Origin of the sequence: Paenibacillus polysaccharolyticus, assembly GCF_023714295.1 — a bacterium.
GTDB classification, from domain to species: Bacteria; Bacillota; Bacilli; order Paenibacillales; family Paenibacillaceae; genus Paenibacillus; species Paenibacillus polysaccharolyticus_A.
The window spans coordinates 43,644-62,270 of sequence record NZ_JAMAUN010000006.1 but is presented as its reverse complement, the minus strand read 5'-3'; the positions used below and the strand labels follow the sequence as shown (position 1 = coordinate 62,270).

The window sequence follows — 18,627 nt, the reverse complement described above, 5'->3', positions numbered from 1 at the left end:
ACTAAGAAGACACCGCCCGCACGTCAGTTACGTTACTGCAAAGTTTCTTGGGGGAGGCCCTGTTTTTTGCTTCAACCTCCTCTGCCAACCGGTCTGACATACACATAAACACATCATCTCCCAGCGTTAGCGTTTTTCACTAGCTTGGTATACATCTGATCCAACGTCACAACTTCCGTTCTCATTGGCAGTTCACCATCGGCGGTGCAGGCAGCCAGCATATGTTTTGCATCTAGAGGTTGGGTGTAGAAACGATGGGGCATGATGCGTATGTTTTGATTACCTTCTGCATCGCTGCTCAGTTGCTCCCCTTTTTGCTGCAGCATTCCTGTTAACTCTGCGTGCCCAGCTTGCATGCAACGCCAACTGAGATCGCCAACCTGTTGCCCTTGTACACACTGGCTTGGGAGAATAGCAAAAGAATCCAGCGGTAGCGACAGACCTGTGCCTATAGCTTTAATGTAACTCTCCTTTAGCGTCCACAGGCTATAAAAGGTATTTAACTGTTGATCGATAGGCTGCGCTGCCAGATACGTATTCTCTTGTGGAGAGAAGAAACGCTCTGCGATCCGCAGGTCGATCGGACTTATTTTTTCCACATCTACACCGAGTTCATCTGTCCCTCCGGAGATTAGAGCAACCCAGTCCCCGGAATGGGAGACATTAAATGGCCTGTCAGAGTGTTGAGCGAGGCAAGGTTTACCATAGATGTTGCGGGAAAAGGAAAGCTTTTCTGCCTCTATTCCAGTTATTTCGCTTAAAGTTACACGAGTCAGCACTTCACCTAGCACTGACCGGTAGGCATCCGCTTGATGTATAAAACGAGAAGCTTGTGCCCGCCGCTCCTCAGAGACGGATGACAGAAAAAGATCCCAGTATACTTCGGGTATCACAGAGGGTACTAGCAGTACTTGTATAGTTATCATCATTTATCACCTAAACGTTGTATTCGGCATGGATGACAGGCTTTCCTCTATATTTATCCTTATCTCGCGTTTTTCCCCAATGGATCAGGCTAGTTGTTTTTTTTTCCATTCTTCATGCGCAATCTGTATTCGATCCCACATCTCCCGGCATTCTTGTTTCGTATAATTCACCAACGGCTCATAGAAAAGCTTGGTTAGTACGTCTTTCCACTCATTGTAGGTTTGAATTTCCGTCTTGCTAATGCCTTCGATTCCATGCGTGCGAAGCATGCATCCCCTGAGCTCGTAGCTGTGGCCTGTATCTCTCTGACGGAGCAAAAATGTGTTATGCCAGGGCGATTCCACGGATTGGCTGTAGAATTCATGCTTGGGAATAAACTCTTCCAGGCGGGTAAGCTCCTCGGGATCATAATCGACTCCCTTACTTGGTCCGTTAGGCTCGTATTCAAGCCGCCATCCATCGGGAACAACGGCAGAGGGCATTAATGTATAAGTAAACGGTGCCGGTCCATAGGTTCCGTAACGAAGAGGGAGCGGTTCAAAGGGCATACCTCCCAGACCGACATCTACAATCCAACGTTCCACGTTTGGGTCCACATCTGGCAAAGAGACGGACAGACCGAGATGGAACGAGTTCACACGGGGCTGTTCTCCATGCGGCTGAACGCCCGCGCGGTGCCAATGAACTTGATATCCAAGGGAGTGAAGTAAAACACTGAATGCACCATTCAAATGGAAACAGTAACCGCTGCGTCCTTGCAGGATAAGTTGCACGGATTGTTGCAGATCGATTCCAGCAGGTCTTCCTGCAAAAATATCGATCGTTTGCCAAGATAGATGGTGGATATGTGCCTGTTGCAGTTCGGCAAGGAATTCTAAAGTGGGTTTCTTGATCGAATCGATACCTATCCGGTTCAGATAAGCGTTTATTTCAGATGGAGTCAAAGTAACATTCATCTCGATCACCTCAATTCATATCATGGGCTGCAAGTAAAAAGACGTGAAAAGTGCGGCCCTGAATTCATTGTATAAGTGAACGTCTGAAATTCACACACGTGTTTACACTAATTGTACCGGTACAGTTCAGGTGATCGGAAATACAGCGATTTAAGGGTGTGGATATCCTATTTCAAGTGCGGTTTTATTTCGACAAATGGGAGTTTGGTTTGTTTTTCCGGGGTATGTTAACCGTTAGGAGTGGATATAGGTTAGAATAGAGATAGATAGCAGGATTAGGAGATGGAAAATATGGCTAATGATGAAGTGATTTTGACACAGGAAGGCTTGGAAAAGCTGGAGGAAGAACTGAAGGAACTGAAAACGGTGAAACGCAAGGAACTGGCAGAACGTTTGAAGCTTGCGATCAGTTACGGGGACCTGAAGGAGAACAGTGAGTATCATTCAGCCAAAGATGATCAGGCATTTATGGAGACCCGCATTCTGATTCTGGAGAAAATGTTGACCAAAGCCAGAGTAATCAGTTCAGACAATATAGACTCCAGTCAAGTAAGCATTGGTTCAACAGTACTGTTGAACGATCTTGAATTTGCTGAGAAGATCGAATATCAGCTCGTTGGTCCAGCAGAAGCCGATGTATCGAACAATAAAATTTCGTATGAGAGTCCACTTGGCAAAGAGCTGATGGGCAAAGAAGTGGGCAGTGTGATTCATGTAAATGCTCCGATGGGTGTAATCAAATATGAGTTGCTAGAGATCAAAATCTAGACAGCATCAAGCGAAAACGATACACATGTGCGGGACAATACACTGCGATGTATAGATCACCGATTAAAAAGAGGAGATGTTTCAGTGGCTATGCGAAGAGCTGTCTGGAACATCTCTTTTTTGTGTTTCCCAGCTTAAACTCAGGGTTAATTTGTTGATATTCAAATGGTCAAATGGTTAAGTTCCAGGTTATTTTCCCATACTGAATTCATCCTGAAATCATCTCCAATTTGGTGAATTTTCGACAAATACTGATTTTTGCATGACCTGACACGCGGACTAGTATATAATTACGGGAAAACTTTAAAGTGATGGAGTAGATACAATGAATTTGAGTAAGTCTGATTTAGACCCAAACAACGCTGGCAAAGGGGAACGTTTCTCGCGTGCCGGTTTTATTTTGGCGGCCATCGGTAGTTCCGTCGGTCTCGGTAACATGTGGAAATTTCCTTATATCACGGGCGAAAATGGGGGAGCGGCTTTTTTCCTGCTTTTTATTGTCTGTCTTTTGCTGATCGGTCTGCCTGTGCTGCTTGCCGAGCTGGCTATTGGACGCAGTGGACGGGGTAGCGCAGCGACGGCTTTCATTAAAGCAGGAGGGCACAAAGGCTGGCTGGCGGCTGGCCTGTTGCAAGTATTAACACCGTTTATCATTCTGTCCTTCTACGTCATCATCGCAGGCTGGACATTGCAATATGCCGTAACTTCGTTCAGCGGCACGTTGTTTAACAATTCGGATTATGCCGGACAATTTAACAGTTTTGTAGGCGGTTATATGCCGATTGTATGGCAGTTGGTTGCCGTTCTGATTACAGGCTGGATTGTAGCAAAGGGTGTATCGAACGGAATTGAGAAGTTTAACAAAATTCTGATTCCAGCTATGCTGGTCCTGCTAATCATTCTAATGATCCGTGCAGTTACACTGCCAGGATCAGGTGCCGGGGTCTCCTTTTTCCTGAATCCGGATTTCTCCCAGCTCACAACGGAGTCGGCACTGGTTGCGCTTGGACATGCCTTCTTCTCGCTTTCGCTTGGTATGGGTATTCTCATCACCTATGGTTCGTATGTAGATAAAAGCCAATCCCTCGGTGCAGCAACGGTTGCCGTCGGTGCGGGAGACTTGCTTTATGCTTTTATTGCCGGTCTGATCATCTTCCCGACAACCTTCTCGTTTAACATTGCGCCCGACCAGGGACCTTCCCTGATTTTCATCGCACTACCTGCAGCGTTTTCTGCAATGCCGCTGGGTTTTCTGTTTGCTGGATTATTCTTTATTATTCTGGCAATCGCAGCGTTAACATCGTCAGTATCACTGCTGGAGGTTCCCGTTAAATATTTCATGGAGCGTTTTGCGTGGAGCCGTAATCGTGCCGTATGGAGCATCGCTCTCGCTGTATTCATCGTAGGTCTACCTTCCGTGTTGTCACTCGGACTGTTCCCGGAGTGGAAGATCGGATCGAAGAGTGTGTTCGACTGGATGGACTTTATGGCATCCAACATTCTGTTACCTGTAGGTGGATTGTTGGTTACGATCTTTGCGGGATACTTTTGGAAAACGGCTGCTGAAGCAGCTGGTCTGAGCTCCGGCTGGTTCCGCATCTGGCTCTTCATGCTTCGTTATGTTGCACCTATTCTGGTCCTGCTCGTTCTGTTGCATACGTCTGGCATTATTCACTTCTAGGCCGTCTGCGCAGATTTACCAAGCATAAAACCTCTTGGAAGAAATGCAAAAGCCCTTGTGTTCCCTTGTTAATTTTGGGACAATACAGAGTAGAGGTTTTTTGGGTAAGACGACCGATGAACCATATGCTTTTTGCGAAAAGAGGTTTATACCATGATTAAATCATCCATATATGGATTAACATTAGAGCAATTACGTACTTGGCTGCCCGAGCATGGGCAGAAGAAATCCCGCGCGTCCCGCATCTGGGAGTGGTTATACCAGGAGCGGGTTCATGATTTTAACGGCATGTCCGATGTGCGTCAAGAATGTTTGGATGTGCTCACGGAACATTTCACGATGAGTTCACTAAGTGAACATGTGAAGCAGGAGTCGGCAGACGGTACGGTGAAATTCCTGCTCCGTTTGCAGGACGGAAATCTGATCGAAACAGTGCTCATGCGGCAAAAATATGGCTTGACTGTCTGTGTCACGACACAGGTCGGATGTAATATCGGATGCAGCTTCTGCGCCAGTGGCCTAATCAAGAAAAGCCGTGACCTCTCCGCTGGAGAGATTGTAGAGCAGATCATGCATGTACAGCGGCATCTGGATGCAGCGGGTCAAGGCGAGCGCGTTACGAACGTTGTGGTCATGGGCATTGGCGAACCATTTGATAACTTTGAACATATGAGCAACTTCATCGAAGTGATCAAGGATCGCAAAGGTTTAGCTCTCGCAGCAAAGCGCATCACGGTGTCTACAAGCGGATTGCCGGATAAAATCAAGGAGTTTGCAGATAGCAGTCTGCAGGTCAACCTTGCGATCTCACTGCATGCACCGAATAACGAGCTGCGTACACACATCATGAAGATCAACCGGGCATTCCCGATTGAACAATTGATGGATGCGGTGGATTATTATTTGGAGAAAACAAACAAACGCATCATGTTTGAATACATCTTGCTTCGGGATGTGAATGATCAGCGCGAACATGCGGCTGAACTCGCAGAACTGCTGTCCAGTCGTAAGAGCATGGTCAGCGTGAATCTGATTCCGTACAATCCGGTGGATGAGCATAGCCAGTACCAGCGCAGTACGGAGGAGAGTATTCTGGGATTCTATGATACGCTGAAGAAGAACAACATCAACTCTACGGTACGTATGGAGCATGGTACAGACATTGATGCGGCTTGCGGACAGCTACGTAGCAAGCAGATGAAAAATGCGGAAGCTAAAGCAGATGTAAAAACAGCTGCAAAATCAGATGCCGGCCGTCTGGCTATGGGATAAAAAACACAACAAACGCCTCTATGTACTCACTGACGAAGTGAAGATAGAGGCGTTTTCTTTGAGTTGCAAGCTAATTTCGAACGGAGAGATGATGTCTCTTAGTTCAGCTTTTTTGTCATCAGCAGATGGGGAATGCCATCCTCCATGAAAACATCGGAAGCCGGAGCATAGCCAAGACGTTCATAGAAGCCGGAGGCTTGAACCTGTGCGTGCAACTTGGCTTTCTCTAATCCGTCCTTTCTGGCCATCTCCTCCAGCTTGTTAATTAATACACGGCCCAGACCATGCTTGCGGTAATCCAGCATCACGCAGATGCGTTCCAGCTTGGCCACTTGCTCTACGATGCGTAGTCTGGAGGAGGCGGCAGGTACACCATCCACATAGAGCAGGATATGGCGTGCTTCGGTACCTAGCGCATCAAATGCATCGAATTCATCGGAGGCAGGTACGCCTTGCTCTTCCACGAAAATGGCCATACGAATGGCTAAGCAGGCCTCGAGTAGTTCCATTGTGTTTGCTTCAACAATAGTTATATTCATGGATCGTTCTCCTCTGCTTGTCTGTAATGTGATATCGGAATGGAATTGAAAGTGATACACTGAACTAGTGTAGTTATATCATTAATTATGTTGCGAATGCAACAATTTTATAGGGGTGTGAGCTCTGTGACTGAACCGAAAGAACCTAACGTAGCCAAAGAACTGAATCAGCCGAACGACGAATCACAGAAATCGCAAGAACCGACCGAGCCGAGGGAAGTGTTGCGCGAGATTGGCATGATCGCCCGCTGTCTGGATTCCATCAGTAATGTGGAATTTCAGCATCTGAACTTGTCCCGAGGGCAGTATTTGTATTTGTACCGTATTTGCGAGAACCCCGGTATTATTCCGAATCAGCTGGCTGAACTGATCAAGGTGGATCGTACAACGGCAGCAAGAGCGATTAGCAAACTGGAATCGGACGGTTTTATTGTCAAACAGCCGGCATTGGGTAATAAGAAGAATAAGGTGCTTTATCCAACCGAGGCTGGGCTTGAAGCGTGGCAGTTTATTCGCAAAGAAGGCGTGCATTCGGATCAGGTAACGTTGGATGGTCTGACACAGGAAGAGATTGAGACAGCAATCCAGTTGCTGCGGAAGATGAGACATAACATCGAGGTCGATTGGAAATTTGTTAAAAAGGGCGGACGCCGCTCATACATGGATATCCATGATTAAGCGCACACTGTGGATAAGGCCTACTTCCAAAAATGTAAGAAGTGGCTCAGTTGCTCCGTCATATATTCCCGTCAGGAGGAATGGTGTGAAGTTTATTTTCCGAAAAAAGCGTTCATGGTACATATTACTTGCGATTGTTGTAACTGTAGCGATTGTAGTGCTATGGAGGGAGCGGTTTGTGATGGAGAAGGTGTCCCCTACAGTCGCCTTTGTTAAGGAACATATGACGAATCCGAATGGCACACTTGCAACCTATTTGCAGGAAGCGGCGTCGGAGAGAGCAGACATCGTTGCTGGCCGAGAGGCATTATCGGAGTCACTTGGATTGTGGATGCAGTATGCATTGGCAAGTGATAACGAAGTTATGTTCGAGCAGGCCTACAAGCAGCTCCAGACATACTATGTGATCAGGCCCGACGTATATATCGCCTGGAAGCTTGATCCTCAAGGGAAATCCCATGTGGCAACCAACGCGTTGGGTGACGATCTGCGGATTATGGGGGCTCTGTTGCAAGCGGCAGACAGGTGGAATCAAGGCAGAGCAGACAAACTGGCGACCGCATCGGCCCTTTCCCGAACATTAACGCAGCGAACCGAGCAACAGGGGTACCTGGTTGATTTTTATGATTTCAAAAGTGGACATTCCACGGACACCTTAAGTCTGGTCTATGTGGATTTGCTCGCCTTGGAAGCGATGAGAGACCATCAGATGCTGGGTCCTGACGTTTACAGCAGGTACGAGGATATACTGCATAAAATGCCTGACGATGGATTATTCTATCCGAAGAGCATGAATGTAAAGTCCAAGGCTTACATCTACGATGAGAAAGTCAATCTGATTGATCAGCTCATCGTTGCCAATCATGTGATGGAGATGGGGCACAAACCCGACAAGCTGATTGCTTTTCTAAAAAAAGAGTTCGGCACTCGGGGCAAGCTCCCTGGACAGTATGATCGTAAAACACAGAAACCAGCCGTAGATTATGAATCGGCATCGGTATATGGTTTATCCATCCTGCTTGCTGTTCGCTCAGGTGATCCAAATTGGGCAAAGCAGTTGTATCAACATATGATCACACTGCGAGGGCAAGACACACGATATCCGGGCGGTTACGTATTTGATGGAAACACCCACCTGTTTGATAACTTGTTTCCGTTGCTTGGTGAAACTTATTTATATAATTTTCTTAAAAAGTAAATTTTTATTTATATAATCCAAGATTATATGTTACTATATTATTGTCTTTAATTGTCGATTTTTGTTGAAGTTTAGGTTATAAAAAAAGAGGTGTTGGCACCGAGTCGTTCTGAAATTCGATGCAGAGAAGGAGGACTATGAGAAATAACGCACCTACCCAGCGTCTGGCCTGGGGTTACGCCATCTTGATTAGTCTCGCCATCGTACAGCAGTTCTTTGTATATCTCCACTTGTACATGAATCAAAGCTACACCAAGCTGGATGTTGTATTTAGCGTAGCGTCACTAGGGGTTCTAGCCGCGGGGCTTTTGCTTCCTGTTGGTGTATCCGTCGTACTGATATTTATATACTTGGTCACTTATTTTGTGTGGCTCGTGACTTTTGCAGAACCCAATGCGCTCGTGTTCTCCTGGTGGCTACTTATTCCGGCGAACACGGCAATTGCTGCTTATATCAAAAGAAGACTTGTGCGTAGTGCACGGGTGATTGAACGTCTGGAGCAGATGAAGGATCACAATCCAGAGATCGATCTGGATACAACGCTGGGCAATAAGGAAGCGCTTGGAGATACATTGGTTAAACAGAGCAACCTTGCCAGACGTTATTCAGACTGCTATGGATTCAGCATCGCCATGTTTAAGATTGAATTTCTGCCGCTTGTGCAGGAGTCACTTGGTTCAGTTCGGTATTCCCAATTCCTGCTTGAGATCTCACAGTCGATTCAGAAGCAAATTCGATACGAGGATCACAAATTTTTTGTGGACCGCGGACGATTTGTCATTTTGTGTCCGATGGTCAATGTGGATTACTTACCGATGTTAACCCGCAGGATTAAAAAAAATATTATGGATATGGATGTGCTCGATAAAAAGGGGAACCAGCTCCAGACCATTATCAAATCAGGCGCACTGGTTTTTCAGAAGGAACAATTCAGCAAGTATGACAATCTGGACGCTGTCCTTGCCGCGTTGGAACGAAACACGGAGACGGATTTAATCGGGGAATATATTTAACCGAAAGGAGCGAGGCTTATGGATTATATGTCCTGGTTTATCCCGATCTGTATTGCCGTCAGTTGTATTTTTGTGGTGTTTACCATCGGATTAACGATCGCCACGCTCCGATTTCGCTCTAGGGTAATTCGAAGGTATGATCGGAGGAAAACGGATGGCTGATTTCATTCTGATCTTGTCGATATTCAGTATTTGGATCGCTGTGTTCGAATCGATCGTCATTATGGCCGGGGCTATTCGTTTTATCCACAAGCAGGAGAAGAAGGGCATTCAGATTCCGGAAAAAATGGATCATTATCCGAACGTCACGGTTATGGTACCTGCTCATAACGAAGGTCTGGTCATCGTGTCAACAGTGGAGCATATTTTGCGACTGAACTATCCTGAGGATAAGGTGCAGGTGATTGTCATTGCAGATAATTGCACAGATGACACAGCCGATCGGTTAAAATCGTTCCTTGGACAGACCAGTTATGTGCACCGTAACGTCACGGTACTTGAACGCAAAGGTACGGGGGGGAAATCCGGTGCGCTGAACGACGGACTGGAACTGGCCACCGGCGATTGGATCTGTATATTTGACGCAGACGCTGCTCCAGAACGAAATTCACTGATGTTTCTCGCACAAAAATCACTGGAGAATCCTGAACAGTACGGGGTTGTATTTGGCCGAAACAAAGCGCGTAACCGTGGGCAGAACTTCCTCTCCAAATGTATTAATCTCGAAATTATAACGTCTCAGCGTGTCTACCACACCGGGCTTTGGGAGCTGTTCAAGCTGGGGACCATTCCGGGCACGAATTATATTATTAAGACAAGCCTGATCCGGGAAATCGGCGGCTGGGATGTGACCGCCATTACGGAAGATACGGCGTTGTCGTTTGAAATTATGAACCGGGGCCAGTTGGTTGCCCTAGCGCCGCAAGCGGAAGCATATCAGCAGGAGCCAGAGCAGCTTGGTGTATACATGAAACAGCGTGAACGCTGGGCCAAGGGGAACTACCAGGTGGTCCTGGATAACATTCATAATCTGTTCAATCGTTCCAGCTGGCGCAATAAATTGCTTGTTCTCTACTATGCGGTCAGTTACTTCTGGTTTATGTTGGCTATTATTGTGTCGGACATTATCTTTGTGGTGAACCTTGTTTATCAGGTTATCGCAATATTCAAACCGGAGGTCAGTTCTCCATTCCAGTTTGCCGGGGACGCATACGTCTACCTGGTCATTGGTTGGGCACTGATGTATTTTATCTATGTTCTACAGATCAATCTGGCACTGGCAGCGGATATCGGGCAGAGCAACACCCGGAATTTCATCTACGCATGTGTATCCTATTTCACATATGCTCAGCTCTTTATTCTGATTTCGATCCGGGCCTTCTACAATCTGCTGATGGACAAGATTCGTAAACGCGAGAGCAAGTGGTACAAAACTGAGCGATTTGGCTAGGAATTAAACACCTCAAACCAAAGTAGAAGGCTGTTTGCGGAGTGGGCTCCGGCAAGCAGCTTTTTTTATGGTGAGAGATGCTTTAATCCGGTATACTTTTACAGATTATAGCCCGCAGCAGGGTGAACCACACTAGTGTATAACTCATAGAATGGGGGTCAGTGCAGATATGAGTGAAAGAGGTTCTGATTTTTACGATAATAATGAGGTATTTGAGACGTATATGGAACGTCGGCAAGGCCGGGATAACGCCAATGATACGTTGGAGAGACCGGTTATGCTGGAGTTGGTCGGGGATGTTACGGGTAAACATATTCTTGATCTCGGCTGTGGAGACGCAAAATTTGCGGTAGAACTACTTGGCGAGAGGTATAATGGCTTGTCTTATACAGGTATTGAAGGTTCAACGAATATGGTTCGGGCTGCCCGCAAGTCCGTTCAGGGATTGAATGCCCGGATCGAGCAATCTTATCTCGAAGAGTGGACGTATCCTGTACATTCATATGACCTTGCCATTTCAAGACTGGCGATCCACTACATCGAGGATGTTGAAAGCCTCTTTCGTAAAGTGTATGGGGCACTTAAAAAAGATGGAACCTTTGTTTTCTCGGTAGAGCACCCGGTGATTACTTCAACGCTGCAACCCTCCGGAACACGAACCAATTGGATCGTAGATCAATACTTCGTCGAGGGGTATCGGGAGCAGCAGTGGCTTGGGGGTTCCGTCCAAAAAATGCACCGTACCATTGAATCGTATTACATGGCCCTGCAAGAAGCTGGATTCCGAGTGGAGCAATTGCGTGAATCAGCACCTAAGCGTGCAGAATTCGTCGATGAAGAGACGTATCAGCGCAGACGGCGTATTCCGCTTTTTTTGTTTCTCTCCGCACGGAAGTAGGCTAAGGAAGAGGCAAACATAGAATCGAAGTTATACTCAGATTGAAGAAAGTTTTACACAGAAAACCGTGGATAACACAATATATAGGAGTAGAAAACCCAAAAACTATCCACATGTGGATAAGTCTTTGGGTTTTACTGTTTATTCCGCCTCACTCTGTTCCTTTTGGATACAGATAATTCTAACCTTTAGATGCTGCTGCCCGTACATAAACTCGTTCGCCATGCTGATCTACTTCTACTGGGGCTTCAAAGAAATCACTTAATACGTCCTGTGTCATGAGATCAGCGGTTAATCCACACCCAAAAACTTCACCCCGACGGAGCAAAAGGCTGTGCCTGAAGACGGGCAAAATTTCCTCGGTATGATGCGTTACATAGATCAGCGAAGGTGAGTCTGAACGTGCTGTCAGTTCACTGATGCTATCCAGTAGACGCTCTCTGGAAAATAGATCAAGCCCATTACAAGGCTCATCCAAAATGAGCAGCTGTGGATTCGCCATCAGGGCACGGGCAATGAGCAATTTCTGCTTCTCCCCCTGCGAGCAAGTGCGATACTCACGATCCCACAGATGCTGGCAACCCAGTGTTTGCATCCAGTGCATTGCCTGATTCAAATCTTCGTCTGCCAGTTTGTCATACAGACCGATCGTAGCGTGTTTCCCACTAATCACGACATATTGCGTGCGGTCAGAAGCGTATAGTTTCTCTTGCAAGGAGGAGCTCACCCAACCGATCGACTTCCGAAGCTCCCTCAGGTCTACACTGCCATATTCATGACCGAGTACCGAGATGTTGCCTTCCGTAGGCCACAGGTAGCCGGTAATCATATTGAGGAGCGTTGTTTTGCCAGAGCCGTTCAGGCCAAGCAGCGCCCAGTGTTCGCCTCTGTTTACACGCCAGCTGACATCGTGCAGCAGAGTGAGATCTCCTCTTTTCCAAGTCACATGCTGTACATCAATGATCATCTAACGATTCCTCCTCTCTGTTCAATATCGCGCTTCCGCTTCTCAACTTATTGTATTGGAACTGTTATGGAATTATCAATAGCTTGCTAAGCTTTAGCGGATCGATCATTGCGCAAGAATACAGCACACACGCCGATCAGGGGCAAAAAGGAGCACAGCCGGATGACGAATGAAATGCTGGTCACATCGATCAGAGAACCGATGACAACCGAACCCAGTCCAGCCATACCAAATGACAGGCCGAAGAACAGTCCAGATACTGTACCAATGTGACGCGGCAGCAATTCCTGAGCGTAGACAATAATAACACTGAAGCCCGACATCAGGATTAATCCGATGATACCGCATAGCACCATAGACAGGACAGGGCCTGCATAAGGAAGCAGTAGTGAGAACGGAGCGGTACCAGCAATGGAAAACCAGATCATCGGTTTTCGCCCGTAACGATCTGCGAGTGGCCCGCCAAGTAGGGTTCCAATCATGCCTGCAAATTGAAGGATAAACAAGCAGACTTGCGCCTTGGAGAGTGGAAGACGATGCACATCCGTGTAATAGAAGGCGTAGTATCCTGTCATAGCCGCAATATAAACAAACTTGGAGAATAGCAGCAGGATGAGAACGCTCATGGATATAACGATTCGTTTTCGACTCACGGGCTGAAACGTTGATTCAGCTTCAAGTGGTGTAATATGTTTGGGTTGCGTAAGTCGGGTACGTTCGGCGTTTAGCTTGTGCTTATACCAACGGCTGACGGAAGCTTGGATAAGGATGCCGATAAGTGCAAAGGCCATTAGCCACAGAAATTGTAACTGACCATGCGGAAGCAGTACAAAAGCAACCAGTAGGGGGGCAATAGCTTGTCCGGTATTCCCGCCAACCTGAAAGATGGACTGTGCCATGCCACGGCCTCGACCGGCTGCCAGATGGGCAACACGTGAGGATTCGGGATGAAGAATGGATGAGCCGATACCAATCAGCGACGCGGATACGAGTAGCATCCATAACGATGACGAAAAGGCAAAGCCCAGAATCCCGAACAGGGAAAATATCATGCCGCCGGGCAGCAGAATAGGCATGGGTTTGCGATCGGATATATATCCGATCAGTGGTTGCAGCACCGAAGCAGTAATGTTTAGTGCAAAGGCAATCCAGCCCATCTGTGCAAAGCTGAGATGCATGGCCTGTTGGAACAGCGGGAAGGCTGACGTAACAACCGTTTGCATGGCATCATTCAGCAGATGGGCGAAACTCACCCCTGCAAGGGCCCAGTTCGCTGCGTGGTTTAGTTGAATTTTGTTTAGAGCGGCTTGAGCCATCATAGATCACCTCGAATATTTTTATTCATAATAAAAGATAGCTAGAGAGCTTGTCTTTGTGAAAAGTGCTTGGAATCTAAGCACGATTTGCTATAATGTCAGCAGGTGAGAAACGATGGAATTAAATATGACATTCAATGGTTTGGAGTTATGGAAAGCTTCTGGCGGGTTCGCCAATGAACCTCATATGCATGATGACTGGTATCAGGTAACCCTGCCCATTAGAGGTCAATGCTTGCTGGTGCAGGAACAACAGACGTATACATTACAGGCTGGATTCGGAATTATCGCCCATCCCCGAACGGAGCACTTTTTTGAGATCGGTTCGGACGCAGCCGTCATTGTCATCAAGTTTCGTAATCTACCAAGAGGATTAGTAGACCGCGGTTCAAGATCAGTTCATTCTGAATTACAGATCACCCAAGCTTTTGATCCTGCAGAGATCAGCAGACTGTTCCGAGGATGGCATGTGACTGGGCTGGAGGATGAATCGGACCCGTTGCTCATTCAGGAAACCGAGCTGTCTGTAGAGCAGTATCTTGAACGCATATTGTCTGGACCCGAGCATTCGCATAGAGCAGCAAGAGAAGCTGGTTCCATATGGTCCGGGAGCCCAGAGGGGCTATTGCTTTCTGGCAATAATCGTCCACATTTCCTTGGAGTTAACGGGAGTAATTTGGGCATAGATCCTCATATGCAGCGTGTATTAGAGTATATTCACAGTGACTTCACAAACCCGATGGACATTGACTCCATGGCAGCGGTAGCACATCAGAGCAGGTATCATTTTATGCGCTCGTTCAAAATGCTGACAGGTTCAACGCCGTACCAGTATCTACTGAATTTACGTGTGGAGGAAGCCGTTCGTTGTCTGCGCAATACAACCGAATCAGTGACGGAAATAAGCTTTGCATTGGGATTCTCACACGTCAGTCAGTTCTACAGAGCGTTTCAGCGCGTTAAGGGTGTAACACCGATGCAATTTCGCAATCAGTTATGATACGTCGTTGTAATACATGTTGGGGCGGAATAGCAACGCTATTTCTGCCCTTTTTTCTTTTTCCAATGCGGGTACCATGCAATATTCACGTTTGCTCCTCGGGGCATGGCGTTATAAAAATTAAAGGGTATTCCTGATTTTGTTGTTGCTAAACATTCAAGACTCTGCTAAGATGAGAAAAAGTTTATGAAAGCGTATACATTTAAATTAAAATTACAACGTTGTAATTATGGGGGATGTAAGATTTGAAAAGGCATAGTTGAGGCATGAACGAGACTGAATAAATGCAATTTTTCTTGTGATTATGCGGTATAGTATAGGTCGTTACAAAATTGGAGTTAGCCTAATATCAGATGTATTACAGGGGAACAGATTTTTTTTATCAAAAAATTCAAACGTTGTAATTTTGGAACGAAGGGGAGTGTTTACGTTGAAAAAACGCATGTCCACGCTGTTCAGTCTGATCCGGCGGGATAAGTATTTGTTGCTGATGTTCTCACCAATCTTTTTGTATTATCTCATCTTCATGTATCTGCCCATGCCGGGTGTATTGCTTGCCTTTCGCAACTTTATACCGGGTCAAGGCATGTTCAGTGGCGAATGGGTGGGGCTGCGCTGGTTTGAGCAGTTCGTCAACTCGATATACTTCTGGCGGCTATTGCGAAATACCTTTTTACTGGCCTTTCTGCCACTCTTGTTCGGTTTCTCCATCCCCATTCTATTTGCAGTCTGCATCGTAGAGATTAAGAATCGAACCTTTAAACGCTTCGCGCAAACCGTAACTTATCTTCCTCACTTTATCTCCACCGTTGTGGTGGCCGGCATTATTATCAACTTCCTATCACCAACAGACGGTATCATCAACACTCTAATCGCAAGACTCGGTATGGAAAAAATAAACTTCATGATGGATGCCAGCTGGTTCCGTACCATCTTCACAAGTTCAGACATCTGGCAGAGCTTTGGTTTCAGCTCCATCATCTACATCGCAGCCATTATGGGCATTGACCCCGAGATGTATGACTCCGGCAAAATTGATGGCGTGAACAAGTTCCAGGAGTTATGGCATCTTACCCTGCCAAGCATCAAACCAACCATTGTTATTCTGCTACTACTGTCGCTCGGCGGTATTATGAGCGTAGGTTTCGAGAAAGTATACCTGCTCTATAACGGAGCCACATATGAAACGGCAGATGTACTGTCCACTTATGTGTACCGTATGGGGATTGAGGGTCAGAACTATGGCTTCGCCACAGCTATTGGACTATTCAACTCCATTATCACCTTTATCCTTGTTTTTGCAGCTAATACCCTGACTCGCCGCCTGACCAAAATGTCACTCTGGTAAGACAAACACTGATCCAAAGGAGAGCCTGTATGCAAAAATCGAGAAGTGACCGATTATTCTATGTCTTCGTCTACCTGCTGACCATTCTGGCGGTTGTAGTCACCTTATATCCATTCCTGTACGTGGTCAGCATTTCCTTCAGCTCGGTTGATGCCATCGATAAACAAAAAGTGGTGCTCTGGCCTGTGGGGTTCACTCTCTCAGGATATAAGATGGTACTGCAGTACAAGGAACTATGGGTTTCCTTCTATAACACGGTCTGGTATACCGTTGTGGGCACGTTGCTGAACATTGTAGCAACTTGCCTGGCTGCATTTCCTTTGTCGAGACAGCAGTTTTTTCTACGGCGCAAGCTGAACTTTTTTATCGCTTTCACCATGTATTTCTCAGGTGGACTCATTCCGGTCTACATGCTGATCACATCGCTTGGTCTGTATAATACTCGCTGGGTCATGGTGCTACCTGTACTGGTGATTACGTTTAACGTAATGATCTGCCGCTCGGCCTTTGAAGGCATTCCGAATGAAATTTTTGAAAGCGCAAGCATTGATGGAGCGAATGAGATGACGATGTTGTATCGTCTGGCCGTTCCAATTATCAAGCCTACACTAGCCGTGCTGACGCTGTACTACGCCGTATTCCACTGGAACAATTTTTTCTCAGCCTTACTGTATCTAGGCAAACAGGATATGCAACCGCTCCAGATGTTCCTGCGAAGGGTGCTGATCATGGCTTCGCCAGAAGTTATGCAGAAGATGGGCGGTACGATGACATCCGGTGCACTGGCGGTTTCATCGCTGCAGGTTCGTTATGTATCTATCGTGGTCAGCATTCTGCCGATCGTGATGATCTACCCGTTTATCCAACGGTACTTCGTTAAGGGCATTACCCTCGGAGCCGTGAAAGGATAGAGTGCATTACCAAGCACCACAGCCATTCAAGCAAGTCATTCAAGCAAGTCATTCAAGGGAGTTCAAAAGGGTTCATACCAAGGAGGAATGATGGATGAAAGTCAAAGGGGCAGGAAGAAAAAGTGTAATTGCGGCGATACTTGCGATCAGTTTGGCGGGTTGTAGCGGGGGAACGGGTGCAGGGACCGATGCGGGGAAAACACCTGAGAGTACAGAAAAAGCCTTCAATTATACCGGTGCTGGGCCGGTAACGGATCAACCGGATGCGAAGCTGTCAGTCCTGGCAACGAACGCATGGACAACCAACGTGGATCTGTCCACCGCAGCCATCGTTAAGAAAATTGAGAGCAATGCGGGTGTGAAAGTAGATTGGGATCTGATCCCTCCTCAAAACTATGCGGATGCGGTTAATCCAAGGCTGGCTGCCGGCACAGGGCTCCCGGATATCGTGTACCTGCCGGATCAGGATCAATTAATGAAGTACATTAACAGCGGTCTGTTCATCCCGATTAATGACCTGGTAGAGAAGTATGGCGTTAATCTCAAAAAAATATATGAAAAGTCGCCATCCGTGAAAGCCAGTTTAACCACGCCAGATGGTAAAATGTATTATGTTCCACAACAAACGCTGACGCGTAACTACATGCCTGTGTTCATGGTGAATGAGCGTTGGCTCAAAAAGCTGGGATTATCTGAGCCAACTACGCTTGATGAGTTCACAGCGATGCTGCGCAAATTTAAAACAGAAGACCCGAACGGCAACGGCAAAGCCGATGAGATTCCATTGTCCATGGAATCGAAGTTTATCCCTATGGCCTTCGGTCCAGCCTTTGGACTTGATCTATCGAACAATTTCTATGCAGACGATCAAGGCAAAGTGCACTTCAGCTATTATGAGCCTGCTTACAAGGAATACCTGACTTACTTGAATGGTCTGTACAAAGAAGGTCTGCTCGGGGTGGACTACGCCAGTACCACAAGCGACCAGGTTACTTCACGGATCTCGCAAGACGTAACGGGAGCGACGTTTAATTTCAGCTGGTATATGTCGATGGTTTACAGCCCGCTCTTCAAGGATTACAAGCCCGAAGAGCCGATCATCAAAGGTATTCTACCATTAAAAGGGCCACATGGAGATCAGTTCTACATCGGACGTACACCGGTTAGTGGTATCTTCGGCATCAGTAAAGATAGCAAAAATCCGGAACTGGCTTTCCGCTTCCTGGATTATGCGGTCAGTGATGAAGCACAGACATATTACACTTGGGGCATCAAGGATGATACGTATACAGAAGAGAATGGCGTGAAGAAATTCACGGATAAAGGTAAAGACAATGAATATATCCAAAAGCTCGGAATTGGCCCAGTCAACCTGCCAAACATCCAGTCCACGGATTCAGCGGATTCTATCGTTGCACCTTGGCATGCGAAGCTGGACAAAGAATTAGAGAAATATGTGCGTGAGCCGTTCCCGTTTGTGTATGCTTTACCGGATGAAGCGAGCGTAGAGAGCATGTCCATGCCTGACATTACCACATATGTAGAAGAGATGAACTTCAAGTTTATTAGTGGTGATGCAAGCCTCGATCAGTTCGACAAGTACATCGAGACACTCAAAAGCATGAATGTTGAACAGGTGATCGCAGGCAGACAAGCACAATACGATCGCTATAAAGCTGCACAGAAATAAGAAACAGGTTTCAGG

At 46.6% G+C, this 18,627-nt stretch carries 17 protein-coding genes; 12 read left to right on the top strand and 5 right to left on the bottom strand.

What is annotated here, in order from left to right; all coding sequences use genetic code 11:
• Positions 1–113 precede the first annotated feature (113 nt).
• Both M3629_RS15885 and M3629_RS15880 read right to left on the bottom strand, forming a co-directional pair.
• Positions 114–929, bottom strand: coding sequence for a 4'-phosphopantetheinyl transferase family protein (locus tag M3629_RS15885; RefSeq protein WP_285888870.1), 816 nt, complete (start codon positions 927–929; stop codon positions 114–116).
• A gap of 81 nt (positions 930–1,010) precedes the next feature.
• Positions 1,011–1,883 carry an arylamine N-acetyltransferase family protein gene (locus M3629_RS15880; protein ID WP_251508202.1) on the bottom strand — a complete coding sequence of 291 codons (873 nt, stop codon included), beginning with the start codon at positions 1,881–1,883 and terminating at the stop codon, positions 1,011–1,013.
• A gap of 291 nt (positions 1,884–2,174) precedes the next feature.
• Between M3629_RS15880 and greA the strand changes: the two genes are divergently transcribed.
• From greA to rlmN, 3 genes are all read left to right on the top strand, one after another.
• Positions 2,175–2,651 (top strand): transcription elongation factor GreA, encoded by a 477-nt coding sequence (gene greA / locus M3629_RS15875; RefSeq protein ID WP_251508200.1) that lies wholly within the window; start codon positions 2,175–2,177, stop codon positions 2,649–2,651.
• 325 nt (positions 2,652–2,976) lie between these two features.
• Positions 2,977–4,332: a sodium-dependent transporter gene (locus tag M3629_RS15870; protein ID WP_251508198.1), complete on the top strand. Its 1,356-nt coding sequence runs from the start codon at positions 2,977–2,979 to the stop codon at positions 4,330–4,332.
• Between the two features lie 153 nt (positions 4,333–4,485).
• Entirely contained in the window at positions 4,486–5,604 is a 1,119-nt protein-coding gene (gene rlmN / locus M3629_RS15865; protein ID WP_251508196.1) for a 23S rRNA (adenine(2503)-C(2))-methyltransferase RlmN, read from the top strand.
• 98 nt (positions 5,605–5,702) lie between these two features.
• On the opposite strand, the gene M3629_RS15860 is transcribed toward rlmN, so the two are convergent.
• Positions 5,703–6,143, bottom strand: a complete 441-nt coding sequence (locus M3629_RS15860) for a GNAT family N-acetyltransferase (protein ID WP_251508194.1) — start codon at positions 6,141–6,143, stop codon at positions 5,703–5,705.
• 237 nt (positions 6,144–6,380) lie between these two features.
• Here M3629_RS15860 and M3629_RS15855 point away from each other — a divergent pair, with 237 nt between their 5' ends.
• The 5 genes from M3629_RS15855 (at position 6,381) to M3629_RS15835 (ending at position 11,380) form a co-directional block, all read left to right on the top strand.
• Positions 6,381–6,821, top strand: coding sequence for a MarR family winged helix-turn-helix transcriptional regulator (locus M3629_RS15855; RefSeq protein ID WP_154959613.1), 441 nt, complete (start codon positions 6,381–6,383; stop codon positions 6,819–6,821).
• A gap of 85 nt (positions 6,822–6,906) precedes the next feature.
• Positions 6,907–8,019, top strand: coding sequence for a glycosyl hydrolase family 8 (locus tag M3629_RS15850; RefSeq protein WP_251508192.1), 1,113 nt, complete (start codon positions 6,907–6,909; stop codon positions 8,017–8,019).
• Between the two features lie 137 nt (positions 8,020–8,156).
• Positions 8,157–9,032, top strand: a complete 876-nt coding sequence (locus M3629_RS15845) for a diguanylate cyclase domain-containing protein (protein WP_251508190.1) — start codon at positions 8,157–8,159, stop codon at positions 9,030–9,032.
• Between the two features lie 154 nt (positions 9,033–9,186).
• Positions 9,187–10,482 carry a glycosyltransferase family 2 protein gene (locus M3629_RS15840; protein ID WP_251508189.1) on the top strand — a complete coding sequence of 432 codons (1,296 nt, stop codon included), beginning with the start codon at positions 9,187–9,189 and terminating at the stop codon, positions 10,480–10,482.
• A 169-nt stretch (positions 10,483–10,651) separates the two neighbouring features.
• Positions 10,652–11,380 (top strand): class I SAM-dependent methyltransferase, encoded by a 729-nt coding sequence (locus M3629_RS15835; RefSeq protein WP_251508187.1) that lies wholly within the window; start codon positions 10,652–10,654, stop codon positions 11,378–11,380.
• Positions 11,381–11,561: 181 nt separating this feature from the next.
• Here M3629_RS15835 and M3629_RS15830 read toward each other — a convergent pair whose 3' ends face one another.
• Positions 11,562–12,347, bottom strand: coding sequence for an ABC transporter ATP-binding protein (locus M3629_RS15830; protein ID WP_251508185.1), 786 nt, complete (start codon positions 12,345–12,347; stop codon positions 11,562–11,564).
• An 86-nt stretch (positions 12,348–12,433) separates the two neighbouring features.
• Complete coding sequence (locus M3629_RS15825; RefSeq protein ID WP_251508589.1) at positions 12,434–13,663, bottom strand: MFS transporter; 1,230 nt, start codon at positions 13,661–13,663, stop codon at positions 12,434–12,436.
• Positions 13,664–13,778: 115 nt separating this feature from the next.
• Between M3629_RS15825 and M3629_RS15820 the strand changes: the two genes are divergently transcribed.
• The 4 genes from M3629_RS15820 (at position 13,779) to M3629_RS15805 (ending at position 18,612) form a co-directional block, all read left to right on the top strand.
• A complete protein-coding gene (locus tag M3629_RS15820; protein ID WP_251508184.1) occupies positions 13,779–14,663 on the top strand; it encodes a helix-turn-helix domain-containing protein in 885 nt (294 codons plus the stop codon).
• 430 nt (positions 14,664–15,093) lie between these two features.
• On the top strand, positions 15,094–16,011 hold the full coding sequence (locus tag M3629_RS15815; RefSeq protein WP_418792713.1) for an ABC transporter permease: 918 nt from the start codon (positions 15,094–15,096) through the stop codon (positions 16,009–16,011).
• A 29-nt stretch (positions 16,012–16,040) separates the two neighbouring features.
• Positions 16,041–16,922, top strand: a complete 882-nt coding sequence (locus M3629_RS15810; protein WP_090921438.1) for a carbohydrate ABC transporter permease — start codon at positions 16,041–16,043, stop codon at positions 16,920–16,922.
• A 94-nt stretch (positions 16,923–17,016) separates the two neighbouring features.
• Positions 17,017–18,612: an extracellular solute-binding protein gene (locus tag M3629_RS15805; RefSeq protein WP_251508183.1), complete on the top strand. Its 1,596-nt coding sequence runs from the start codon at positions 17,017–17,019 to the stop codon at positions 18,610–18,612.
• The last annotated feature ends 15 nt before the right edge of the window (positions 18,613–18,627 follow it).